Annotated in this window: 8 protein-coding genes; 5 read left to right on the forward strand and 3 right to left on the reverse strand. The window is 44.4% G+C overall.

Translation table 11 applies throughout. The annotated features are described in order from the left end of the window. The first annotated feature begins 734 nt into the window (after window positions 1–734). From H6F56_RS23620 to H6F56_RS23635, 4 genes are all read left to right on the forward strand, one after another. A complete protein-coding gene (locus H6F56_RS23620; RefSeq protein ID WP_190673795.1) occupies window positions 735–1529 on the forward strand; it encodes a DUF928 domain-containing protein in 795 nt (264 codons plus the stop codon). 7 nt (window positions 1530–1536) lie between these two features. Beyond that, complete coding sequence (locus H6F56_RS23625; RefSeq protein ID WP_190673798.1) at window positions 1537–5886, forward strand: CHAT domain-containing protein; 4350 nt, start codon at window positions 1537–1539, stop codon at window positions 5884–5886. A 419-nt stretch (window positions 5887–6305) separates the two neighbouring features. Continuing rightward, window positions 6306–8396 (forward strand): CHASE2 domain-containing protein, encoded by a 2091-nt coding sequence (locus H6F56_RS23630; RefSeq protein WP_190673801.1) that lies wholly within the window; start codon window positions 6306–6308, stop codon window positions 8394–8396. A 20-nt stretch (window positions 8397–8416) separates the two neighbouring features. Next, a complete protein-coding gene (locus H6F56_RS23635) occupies window positions 8417–9676 on the forward strand; it encodes an ATP-binding protein (protein ID WP_190673804.1) in 1260 nt (419 codons plus the stop codon). A gap of 378 nt (window positions 9677–10054) precedes the next feature. Here H6F56_RS23635 and H6F56_RS23640 read toward each other — a convergent pair whose 3' ends face one another. Further along, complete coding sequence (locus H6F56_RS23640; RefSeq protein ID WP_190673807.1) at window positions 10055–10258, reverse strand: hypothetical protein; 204 nt, start codon at window positions 10256–10258, stop codon at window positions 10055–10057. 382 nt (window positions 10259–10640) lie between these two features. Between H6F56_RS23640 and H6F56_RS23645 the strand changes: the two genes are divergently transcribed. Continuing rightward, window positions 10641–11132, forward strand: a complete 492-nt coding sequence (locus tag H6F56_RS23645) for a DinB family protein (protein WP_190673810.1) — start codon at window positions 10641–10643, stop codon at window positions 11130–11132. 27 nt (window positions 11133–11159) lie between these two features. Here the strand turns inward: H6F56_RS23645 and H6F56_RS23650 are convergent, their stop codons facing one another. Both H6F56_RS23650 and H6F56_RS23655 read right to left on the reverse strand, forming a co-directional pair. Beyond that, window positions 11160–12458, reverse strand: a complete 1299-nt coding sequence (locus tag H6F56_RS23650) for a hypothetical protein (protein ID WP_190673813.1) — start codon at window positions 12456–12458, stop codon at window positions 11160–11162. A 77-nt stretch (window positions 12459–12535) separates the two neighbouring features. Continuing rightward, complete coding sequence (locus tag H6F56_RS23655; RefSeq protein WP_190673816.1) at window positions 12536–12838, reverse strand: antibiotic biosynthesis monooxygenase family protein; 303 nt, start codon at window positions 12836–12838, stop codon at window positions 12536–12538. Between the last annotated feature and the right edge of the window lie 363 nt (window positions 12839–13201).

Below are 13201 nucleotides of genomic sequence, written 5' to 3' on the forward strand. Positions count from 1 at the left end.
ATTAAATAAATTTATTATTTATTAAATAAAAGATACGCTTCTACAATCGCTATAAAATACTTAGAAAATACTTAATTAAATAATTGAATATATAAAAGTTTTCTTCTAGCCATATAAAAAATCATTAAATATAAAACTCATGTTTTTAAAATAAAAAGTCATTAAATCTGCTTAATATAGAGTTAAAACTAAAGGCTGTAAAAAAACTAGGAGAATATGGCAATGCTACAACACCTCAATAATTCTTGGTCGAACAGCTTTCGTATAAAAGCGATTCGAGCCTCCCCCTCCGGAATTCACTAGCGCGACGGTCAAAAAACCGGGAAGAGTTAGAGTTGACAGTAAGCAACTTTGTTGCCACACCGGCAGTCATAACCTCACTTCCTCAAAAATCCTTGAACCTTGTGCTTATGCGAACAAAAAGTCAAGTTAATTCTACGGAAACCGATAGACCCAGCAGTCTTTTGTCTGTATCTATCACTGGATTTTTTGATAATATATGTTACAATTTATTTAGTATGTTCCTAACAAAAGTATGCATTTGCTAAAAAAGTCTCGTGTACTCTTGTTTTTCAATCAATTGGCATCGATAAAATTATTAGGGAGCAAGGGGCGTCTGAAGGCTAGGATCGTTTAAATTTGCGATCTGAGTTTGCCGGCACACAAGAAGACCTTCTCCCGTCGGAAAGAGAAAGGTTTGACAGCTGTTAATTTGCTCAAAAGGGAGTTCACTTATGATTTTGAAAAACTTACTCCAACAACTAGCTACCGTTTCAGGAGTTTTGGTTCTGGGACTCGTGGTAGGGTCAGGCTTCAACTCGCCGGCACAGGCTAGCTCACAACCGGCTCTAAGGGATCAAAACCTATCCCTTCCTCAAAAAGTTAGTGAAGCCTTCCAACCGCCGGATCGGGGGGCACCGCCCAGCACAGCCGATGGTGGCGCAAGAGGAAGTTGCGGCTTGTACAAACCGGGTGAAAAAGTTCTCACCGCCTTGACGCCAATGAATTCTTTGGCATTGACGGTATCAGACTTCCCGACTTTTTTGTGGTATGTTCCGAAATCTTCAGCCAACACCTTGGAATTCACCCTGCGGGATGAAACGGATCAGGAGGTGATTTATAAAACTCAATTAGCGATGCCAAGTCAAGCCGGCATCGTCAGCTTTAGCTTGCCGGCAGGTGCTTTACCTCCGCTAGAAGTAGGTAAAATGTACCACTGGTATTTGGCAATCGTTTGTGATCCAGATGACCGATCTGGGGATACGGTCGCAGACGGGTGGATCGAGCGAACCAAAGTCAGCCCAACTGTGGCGAACAAGCTAAAGAATGCTCCTATTAACGAACTGCCCTCCATTTATGCCAGAGAAGGTATTTGGCATGAAGCTGTGGCTAGCTTAGCTCAACTGCGGCGGAACAATCCGCAAGATTTAACCCTCATTTCAAGATGGGAACAACTCTTGAATTCAGTTCAACTTGGCAGCTTCGCTCAAGAACCGCTTGTTGAGGATCGTCAAATAAGTCAGGAGTAACAGTAGGATGTCGTCACGGGGAAGAAGCAGAAACACCCTGATTCTCGGAATCTTTCTGGGAGTAGGAGCAATTGTTTGGATAGAAGCGCTTGATTTAAAGCCGGTACTCGCTTTACCGATCGTTCCTGCTGCCGATGGCACCGGCACCATTGTTACCCCTGACGGCAACCGCTTTGATATCGGGGGGGGAAAGTTTTCTCAAGATGGAGCGAACCTATTCCACAGCTTGGAGCAGTTTGGCCTCAATTCAGGCCAGACTGCAAACTTTCTCTCCAACCCGGAAATTCGCAATATTTTAACTCGGATTACCGGCGGAGATGCATCAATCATTAACGGATTAATACAAATAACCGGCGGCCACTCAAACTTATTTTTAATCAACCCAGCCGGCATCGTATTTGGCCCAAACGCATCATTAAACGTGCCCGCAGCGTTCACCGCCACAACCGCTAACCGCATCGGCTTTAATGGGGGCGAGTTTAACGCAGAGGGCAACAACAACTACCCAGCCTTAGTCGGCACTCCCAGCGCCTTTACCTTCTCACCTTCCCATACTGGCGCAATCATCAATAGTGGCGCTCTAGCTGTAAAATCAGGCCAAAACATAACCCTGCTCGGTGGCACCGTCATCAACACCGGCAGCGTATCAGCCCCCGCAGGTCAAATCACCCTCGCCGCAGTCCCAGGCGAAAGCACCGTACGCATCAGCCAGCAAGGACATCTTCTCAGCTTAGAAGTCAAACAGAATTCCCAAAACATCCAAGCGACAATGCCGGCAGTGCAATTGCCCGAATTGCTCACAGGCGGCGGCACAAATCACGCAACAGGTTTGACAGTCAACAACGATGGCACCGTACAGCTAAGCGGTTCCGGTCTAAAAGTGCCCAATCAAACCGGCGTAGCAATCATAGCCGGTTCAGTTGATGCCTCAAACACTCAAGGATCACCCGCTTCACCGGGCGGAAATATTAACATCTTAGGCAATACCGTCGGACTAGCCGGTGCCAAAATTAACGCCTCAGGCGCAGCCGGTGGCGGGAATATCCGGATCGGCGGCGATTATCAGGGGATGGGCTTAGTGCCCAATGCTTCCCAAACCTACGTCAGCAAAGATTCAGAAATAGCCGCAGACGCCATAACAGCCGGCAATGGGGGTCGAATCATCGTTTGGTCAGACAAAGTCACCCGATTTTATGGCAATCTCAGCGCTCGTGGCAGCAACAATGGTGGGAATGGGGGCTTCGCGGAAATCTCAGGCAAAGAAAACCTCGCCTTTGATGGCACAGTTGATCTGAGTGCAGCGAACGGACAATTGGGGACTTTGCTGTTAGACCCAGACAATATCGTCATTGTCAATGGCAATAACGCAGCAGATGACGACCAGTTAGATGATGGTCAAATATTAGCCGGCGATGATCCAGGACAAACCTACACAATTTCCCAAAATAACATTCAAAGGCTTTTGCGAGATGGAGCCGTTATCTTAGAAGCGACAAACGATATCACGATTGATAGTGAGTTTCAGGTAAGCGGCACCAATGGCTCACTAACTTTTACAGCCGATGCGGACAGTGATGGGAATGGGGCATTTGTGGCGCAAAATATGCGCTTCCCAAACCCAGGAACGAACGAGATAGAGCTAAACATTTCAGGAGCGAGTATAACAATTGGCGACATTGCAACAGAGCTGAGAAGTATTAACTTCAACAGCACAGGTTCGATGAATCTGGGCGCTATAGACACCACTCATCCCTCTGGATCTGCGGGGAATGTTACCCTCAATGCCGACGGGGACATTGATGTGGTATCTATTAACGCCCAAGGTGGTAATAACCAAGGGGGTAATGTTGATATCACTACCCAGCAATTTTTACGAGTCGACGGCTCTTTTGTTGACCAAAATGGCATAGCCGCCAGCATTTCTAGTGCCGGCTCTCCGGCAGGTTCGATTACCATCAACCACGGAGGTGGCAGCACTGACCCAGTAACACCCTTTATCATCGGGGATGCCAGCACTAACGGAACTGCCGCAGGCATTACAGCTGGGGCTGACAATACAGTTCAAATCAATCCTTCACCCTCAGAACCTCCAGCACCAACCCCCTCAGAACCTCCAGCACCAACCCCCTCAGAACCCCCAGCACCAACCCCCTCAGAACCTCCAGCACCTAATCCCACACCCATTCCGGCACCAACACCGGGCACTGGTTCTCTACCAACACCTTTGCCGGCACCGTCACCCATTCTGACGCCATCCCCGTCAAACGGCCCAATTTCAACACCCACGCCAGTGCCGGCACCAACCCCAGCACCAACGCCAGCATCAACTCCAGTACCAACACCAACGCCAGCATCAACTCCAGCATCAACTCCAGTGCCGGCACCAACGCCAGCATCAACTTCAGTACCAACACCAACTCCAGCATCAACGCCAGTACCGGCACCGACACCAACCCCAGTTTCAACGCCGATACCTAATCCCACACCCATTCTGGCACCAACACCGGGCACTGGTTCTCTACCAACGCCCTTGCCGGCACCAACACCCATTCTGACGCCGTCTCCGTCAAACAGCCCAATTTCAACACCCACGCCGTCTCCGTCAAACAGCCCAATTTCAACACCCACGCCGTCTCCGTCAAACAGCCCAATTTCAACACCCACGCCGTCTCCGTCAAACAGCCCAATTTCAACACCCTCTGCAGGTGAAGTCGATTCAATTGCAACGCCGGTACCCTCTGCAGGTGAAGCCGATTCAATTGCAACGCCGGCACCCTCACCCACTCCAACGCCGTCGCCCAGCAGTTACTCATCTTCACCAAAAACCCGAAATTCTGCTCACACTTCAACGGGTTTACAAACAGGTGCGAAACCCCTGCCACGCAGAGCAAGAACAACAGAAGCTCCCCCATTAGAAGTACCTGAATTTACAGGGAGTTTGAGCGACTTTTCAAGTGTTATCATTTCCAAGTTCTCAGTTGTTGGCTCTACTGGACAAGTCTGGAGCGATTCATTTGTCAACAAGGCAGAGTCCTTTTCTATCTCAACAGAAAATAACCTTTCCGTTTACAACTCAGCAAATGAGCAAGCGCCAGTCATACGCCTGACTAGCCGCAGCGACATTCAAAACCTGATTGAGAAAGGCAACTTTGCTCAAGCCGTGGCAATAACTGATCGCTTTTATAGCGAAGAATTTGAGGGGTATTTAGGCCGGCAGTTCCCAGTATCTTATTTGTCTTATACAGGCATACAAAGCAAACTGAGTGAAATGGCTGCCATTACCGGCACCAAGGCAGTTGTTATCTATACCTTTGTGGAAGCCGATCAATTAAATTTGCTGCTAGTTCCACCCACAGGCAAACCCATTTATAAAAGCGTGCCGGCAGCCAATGCTAAAGTGCTGATGGAACAAGTGAGAGAACTTCAGCAACAAATTGGCGATCCCACTCAACGCCGAACCACAAGCTATTTAGCAGCATCCCAGCAACTCTATCAGTGGATCATTGCTCCGCTAGAGGGTGAGTTGCAACAGCTAGAGGTGGATACACTGATGTTCAGTATGGACACAGGGTTGCGGACATTGCCGGTAGCAGCTTTACATAACGGTCAGCAGTTTTTGGTAGAAAAATACAGTTTGAGCTTGATTCCTAGCCTAGTTTTGACCGATGACCGCTATGCAGATGTGAAAAATGCTTCAGTCCTAGCAATGGGAATGTCAGAGTTTCCTGACCAACCTCCTTTGCCGGCAGTGCCGGTGGAAATCGCCTCTATCTCGGAAAATCTGTGGTCAGGACAAGCTTTTCTCAATCAAGCGTCTACCCTAGAAAATTTGCAACGAGAACGCAGAAAGCAGTCGTTTGGCATTATTCACATAGCTACTCACGGAGAGTTTAAACCCGGTGAAGTCAATAACTCCTACATCCAGTTATGGGATGAAAAGCTACGCCTCGATGAGATGGAGCAGTTAAAATGGCATGACCCACCTGTAAATTTGTTGGTGCTCAGTGCTTGCCGCACAGCGGTTGGAGATTCACAAGCCGAACTCGGCTTTGCAGGGTTAGCGGTGCAGACCGGCGCGAGTTCGGCCCTAGCAAGTATGTGGTACGCTAACGATGCCGGCACTCTAGGGCTGATGAGCGAGTTTTACAAGTCTTTGCACTCAGCCCCCATTAAGGCAGAAGCATTAAGAAGGGCGCAGATAGCAATGCTTCAGGGAGACGTGCATTTGCAAAACGGTCAGATGATGGGGAACTTCGGGAAACTGTCACTGCCTCCAGAATTGACCGCACTAGGGAATCGAAACTTAAAACACCCTTATTATTGGGCCGGCTTTACAATGATTGGCAGTCCTTGGTAGTAAGAAGCATAATTTTTTAAATTTGTCGAGTGGGTAATAACTGAGATATGATCTTGTTGGTTAATGCAATCCGCGAGCACTATAGGAAAGCCGCTCAGACGAATGCGAAAGCCCGAACTGTGAGGCTGCCGCCGACAAACCAACTCGTCCTTTAATTCAGGCATCTTCTTCTGACAGCATTTTGGGTTTAGCCGAGCACAAAGCTTGCTGCTGCATCACTGCCATCCCAAGGCTTTTTAATTTGAGCATCTACAATCTAAAATCCGATGACTCTGCTCATCCCCTCATACCTTTTTTCTAGTTGCGCTTAGCTAATAAACTAACAACATTATATTTATGTGGATCAAGGCTAAAAAAAAACATGGGAGTGGCGCGGTGGATTAATTATCGCCCCTAGTGTGGCAGCATTTGTAATTCTTATGCGAATGCTTGGCTTCTTCCAGCTGTTAGAATTGTCCGCTTTAGATCAATTATTTCGCCTGCGTCCCTTAGAAAAACCCGACTCACGCATTGTCATTGTTGGCATCGATGAGTCCGATTTGGAAAAAGTAGGAAAATGGCCGATTCCGGATACTGTACTGGCGCAATTGCTGAAGAAAGTGCAACAGCAGAAACCGAGAGCGATCGGCCTGGACATCTATCGCGATTTGCCGGTAGAACCTGGTTACGGAGAATTAGTTCAGGTTTTTGAGTCTACCCCAAACTTGATCGGTATCCAGAAAGTCGTTGGCTATGGACCCAATCAGACTGTCGCTCCATCGCCGGTGCTCAGTAAGTTGGGTAAAACCAGTGCCAATGATTTTCCTTGGGATGTGGATGGCAAGATCCGTCGTGGCTTTTTGTATTTAAAAGGCAAAGAAGGCAAAAATGTATATAGTTTAGGATTTAAGCTAGCTTGGCTATATCTGGAAGAAGAAGGCATTCAACCAAAGATGAAAAATGAAATTCAGATTCAGCTAGGTAAAGCAATATTTACGCCTTTTGAAACAAATGATGGTGGATACGTGGGTGCTGCCGATCAAGGCTATCAAATTTTGTTGAACTACCGGGGACCGCAACAGACATTTGAAACAGTATCCCTAGGGGATGTATTAGAAAACAAAATCAAGCCAGACTTGATGCGTGATCGCATTGTACTGATCGGCTCTACAGCAAAGAGTATTAAAGATTTCTTGCTAACTCCCTACAGTAGCAACTTAGTGTCTATTCCTGAGCCAATGGCCGGCGTCGAAATTCATGCGAACATGACCAGCCAAATTATTAGCGCCGCTTTAGAGGGAAGATCACTCTTAAAAACGCTGAGTGAACCACTAGAGTGGCTGTGGCTTTTGAGTTGGTCTGCGCTTGGTGCCACACTGACCTGTAAATGGAGATACACCAACGGTGTAGCTAGAATTTCATTTCTGGGAACCGCCGGCAGAATAGTGCTATTCAGTGGCATTCTCATCGGCTCTGGCTACATCGCTTTTGTCGAAAACTTGTGGGTTCCTGTATTTCCAGCCTTACTGACTTTGATCGGAGCTACGATTGTTAAAACAGGTTACACCCTTTGGGAAAATCTGAAACTTTCTTACAAGCAAATAGAGGAGTATTCACGCACGCTTGAAGTAAAAGTTGAGCAGCGCACCCAAGAATTACAGACTAAAAATGAAGAACTTGATGGAACTTTGCAACAGTTGAGAGCGGCACAGAAACAGATGATCGCTCAAGAGAAATTGGCTTCTTTGGGTTCTCTCACCGCCGGAATTGCCCATGAAATTAGAAATCCTCTTAATTTTGTTACCAATTTTGCCACCATTTCTGTGGATTTGGCGCAAGAACTTAAAGAAGAGATTGAAAATCAAACAGAAAACTTAGAAGCCGAGGCTGTTGAATATATCAATGAAATTTTTACTGATTTAACAGAAAGCGTGGTTGAAATAGAAAAACAGGGCAAAAGAATCGAAAGTATTCTTTTGGGAATGATGATGCACGCTCAGCAAGAAACCGGCCAACCAGAACTGACAGCGCTCAATTCCTTATTAGCCGAATCAGTTCAACTTGCTTATCAGAGTTTCCGGGCTAATAAAGAAACTGTTGAAATTATTTTGAAACTTCAGCATGATGAGCCTTTAGGCAACTTTTATATCGTTCCCCAAGATATTAGCAAAGCTTTTGTTAATATTATCAATAATGCTTGTTATACAGTTAATCAGAAGAAAAAAGTGCTGGGCGATAAGTTCACTCCAATTATTGAAATAAAAGCTATCAACCTGGAAGATCGTGCAGAAATTTACATAGGAGATAACGGTGAGGGCATTTCACAAGATATTATAGATAAAATATTCAATCCATTTTTTACAACCAAACCGCCTGGAGAAGGAACAGGTTTGGGTTTGTCTATCACGCATGAAATTATTGTCGGCCAGCATCAAGGAGAAATAAAAGTCGAAAGCGTTCCAGACTCGCATACAGAATTTATCATAGTCTTGCCAAGAAACGCGCTTGAGAGCCAAACAGTTGTTCGGTGAGAATAAAACGGGAGTAAACTATGCCACCCAAAATTTTATTTGTAGATGATGAATTACCTTTTGAAGCCCTAATTAAACGACATTTCAGGAAAGAAATTAGGGCAAAAATGCTGGATTTAATTTTTGCTTCTAATGGCGCAGAAGCGCTAGCAAAGTTGAAGGCAGAAGCTCCTGTTGATCTCGTTGTCACCGATATCAATATGCCAGTAATGGACGGTCTAACATTGCTTGATAAAATTAATGTTTTAGATCCAACCCTCAAAACAGTGGTGCTTTCAGCCTATGGGGATATGAAAAATATTAGAACAGCGATGAATCGGGGTGCTTTTGATTTTCTCAATAAGCCAATTGATTTTCAAGACTTAGAAATTACAATTAACAGAGCTTTAGATCAGGTACGGCAAATCAGAGAAAACCAACAAAAACTGTTATCTGCTCAGACTCAACTGATCCAAAGCGAAAAAATGTCTGCACTCGGCCAGCTCATTGCCGGTGTAGCGCACGAAATTAACAACCCAGTTGGCTATATTACCGGCAATATTGAGATTGCTGAAGAGTATCTTCAAGACTTAATTGATCTCTTAAATCTCTACCAGGAACAGTTTCCTGATCCAGGGCCAGAAATTTCTAAGAAAATGCAGGATATTGGCCTGGATGCTTTGGTCAATGATATGCCTTTACTGATCTCATCCATGAGAGAGGGAACGGATCGCATTTGCTTGCTGAGTACGTCACTGCGAACGTTTTCTCGTTCCGATATGTCTTCTAAGGTAGCCTTCAATATCCATGATGGACTTGATAGTACCCTGCTAATTTTGAAGTACCGGCTTAAAGGGAAGATGAACCGGCCTGCTATTGAAGTGATTAAAGAATATGGGCCATTGCCGTTAGTGATGTGCTACCCCGGACAGCTCAATCAAGTGTTTATGAATATCATTGCGAATGCAATTGACGCCATTGATGAGTTTAGTGATGAGGCATTATCTAATGAATCTAATGAAATCAAGGAAGTTTCTAATATCGTTAAAATTCGCACGGAGTTAACGGCAGATGAGAAGGGGGTTGTGATTCGGATTTCTGACAATGGGCCAGGAATACCAGAAGATGTGCAACAGCACGTGTTTGACTACTTATTCACCACAAAACCCGTCGGCAGTGGTACAGGTTTGGGATTGTCGATTAGCTATCAAATTGTGGTGGAAAAACACGGAGGCCAACTGAGTTGTGTGAGTGCGCCCGGACAGGGCGCAGAGTTTATCATCGAGATTCCCCTTGAGTAACGCTCCCTGAGCAATGATATTTGTTTGAGGATTCATCATTTTGGGTTATTTTGGAAGTGTCCGAGGAGATTCTTCCAAATTTTATCCATCGAGTTTCAGCCGGTTGCGAACTGCCGGCAATAAAAAACCTCGACAACCAGCTTGGGCACCGAGGCGTCAATCAAGGTTCTTTTATTATAGAGCAACCTCTGCATTTTTTCACTATTAATTTCTAACCTCAGATAGAGGCGACGGTTACCGTTTAACGGTACAGAGCAGATACCTGTGGAAATCACATCCACCGGCACTTCCTATATAAGGGCCGGCGAACAGATGGGCCAATCCCACTGATTTTAATGAGGTCGCGAGGATCGGCACGATCCCCTAACCTACTAAAGCTTAAGTTGATTGTTGGTTGCTATCGCCGGGACGTTGGGTAGCAGCTTCATTTTCTTGCGCTTCATCGGTTCTTGTAGAATCGTCATCACCAAGACCCGCAACATCGCTCACCTCTGCGGGATCGGCGGCGGCATTTGTCAGACCCCCAGTGTTGGTGTTGGGTTTAGTTGAAGTGCTTTTATGACTGGCGTGACCACTAGACATAACAGTTTCCTCTGATTAATTGAATGAATACACCCAGCTTAGACTTATCAATTCCGGGGCAGACTCTATCGCCAGGTGGAGATTCAAACCTTTGCCGGTGATAGATGAATCTTACCCACTATCCCTGCAACACTTAAATTCCTTACTTCTATATTAGGTAGAATTTTTACTGAAGACTTCGGTTATTTTAAATAGCATAATTGTTATTTAAAATAAGATAAAATCAAACAGAAACCTATAGTACTTTTTAATTTTAATTCGCCCTTAATTAGCGTTATTTTAGTTATTTATTTCCTGATTTTAATATTTTTAATGTATGATAAATTTATTCAACCCTTAGATAAAAGCTGAACCGTTTTATTAAGTTTGATCGGTGGCAGATATGCTCAGACAACACTTCCAGATGCTCGCACGCTATAACACTTTGGCAAATCACCGGCTGTATGAAGTTTGCGGTCAACTGAGTGATGCAGAACGCAAGCGTATCAGGCCAGCCTTTTTTAAAAGTATTCACGGGACGCTTAACCACATTATGGTAGGTGATCGGATTTGGATGACACGATTTCAAGGTGGAAATATTGCTTCCACAGGTCTTAATGCAATTCTCTATGAAGATTTTGATCAGCTTTGGGAAGCGCGGGTGTTAGAAGATGAACGAATCGAGACTTTTATTTCTAATTTAAATGAGGAATTTTTAAGTAGCACAATTGAATATCGAAATAACCAAGGAAATATTTATACCGATCCGGTCAATCTATTAATGGCGCATTTTTTTAATCACCAGACACACCATCGGGGACAAATTCACGATTTGTTAACACAAACTGAAATTGCTCCGCCAGTTCTCGATATGCACCGGATTATTCGCCCCTAAATCTCACTTATTTATTTAAAAAATGGCTTAAACCTTGTCTTTGATTGTCGTTGTAGGAATATACCTTTCTATAACTTGTCCAAGCAATAGACCTAAAATACCAAATAAAATTCCCATGCCCATAATATTTAACTGAATATTGCCAAAAACTGCTGTTTTGGGATTGATCAGCATTAAGATAAGCACAGAAATTGAGGACAGACTGCCCATCAATAAAGACAACCTCACGCTGGCTTTAGCGAATTTGTAGCCTCCTATTTCAGAAAGTAGATAGACAATAAAGGGGACAAACACGGCGGAGACATAAGCGGCATAAAAAGATACAATTAAATTGACAATTTCGCCTCCTTTTAAGGCAATAGCAAGACTTAACAAGACGTTTGTTGCAGTGATCAACAGTCGGTTAAAGTTAGAAGCCGGCAAAAAGTTAAAGTCTAAAATTGTCTTGGTTTGCACTCGTAAGATACTGCTGCCAACACCGAGTGCCGGTACTAATAGCGATAGAATCAAAACAATACCTAAAGGTTGGTGAATGCCACCGCCAATCCACAACAGAATAAACGGGAGAGTTTCTTTTCCATCAATGCCTGCCGGCAAAATTTCTGCATTTTGGGCAGCAATCACAACGGCTGAAGGTAAAAAAGCAAGTAAGAGCAGCAAAATAGCCGCTAATAAACACCCTTGGTACAAGCTTTGCACATTCTTTGCCTGGACAAGAAATTGCTGGTATTTCATATCAATAAGAACCAGCAAAATTGTAGAGAGAGAGACACCGGCTAAATCTGGCGGGCTGATTTGTTTAAGTGAGCCGACAAAGCCAAAAGGTGCTTGTAAGTAATCAGAAAACCCATGCAACGTCCACAACCCATAAAGTAGAGATAAAAAATTTATAATTAACAATCCTCGAAATAAAAAGCCGGCTTTCTCCACCGGCAGCAAGGAAATGAGAGTAAACAAGATAGCTAAAATAATCATACTAGAAAGCAGCGGTACCCCCAAAGCTTTGAGGATAAAAGCACCTGAAATCATTTGGACGGCTTCAATACCAATGAGGGATGCCCAAGACATTAACCCCACGCCAATTTTTACGGCACTTCCATAGCGATTGCCCAACAAAGTCCAAACTTGCTCAATCTTTGTCCAGTAAAACTTTGCCAGTGCTAAAAGTCCAAGTGTGCCTAAACCCAGACAGACAGCATAAAGGCTGCCGGCGACACCCAAAGTCAATGATTTCTCAGCCGTTCCCAGGATAAACCCCAAGCCGTAATGTGCCGATACTAGCAATGCAGCTAGAGAAAAGGCATCGAGTCTGCGGTTTTCTGCCATATTCACACCCTTGTCTGTAAAAAGCCTAAACGGCACTTAGTTTGTTTGGCCAGTTTTGCCCGTAGAATTATTACTAATTATTGGGGTTTAATTTCCACAACTGTACTATATACATGAGCATCATTTGAAATAATTGCATTATAAAAGTTTTTATCATGCAAATCTTTAAAGCCTTGGGTGTTTCTCAGAGCTTTTAAGTTCTCTTCGCTCTCCCAATTGGCAATTGCAGTGACTCGTGTGCTATCATCACTGACAATTAATTTGGCTGTAATAAATCCAGGTTGATGAGCAACAACCTCTGTATAAACTTTCTGAATTGCTTGAAAAGCATCTTGTTGCTTTTCTGGAAGAACGGTAAAGACATTGACAAAGGTAATCATAGGTATTGAATTTGTTTATAGAGAGCCATCCTCATCTGGAACCGGCAGTTCCTTTAATACAGTAACCGCTATCGGGACAGTTGAATAGTCAACCAAAAAGTTTTGATGCAATAACAACTCTGTCAGCCGGCAGGCATGAGATGCAAGCTAATAACAAACAACCCACCTCCTAGAAGTAAGAGGGGTTCGATCAACTCATAATTATGATATTCTGGTTATCAAAGTTACTGAGCCTGCCGGCACCAGCACCAAAATTGGCTATTTTTTTAGTAGAAATTTTTTGCAGAGTTTGCCTTTGGATGCTGATGTTAAGGTTAAAACAATCAAGTTTTCAAGCTGGCTACCCATTGAAGCAGAGCCGAT

It is taken from the genome of Microcoleus sp. FACHB-672, assembly GCF_014695725.1.
Lineage (GTDB): Bacteria > Cyanobacteriota > Cyanobacteriia > Cyanobacteriales > Oscillatoriaceae > FACHB-68.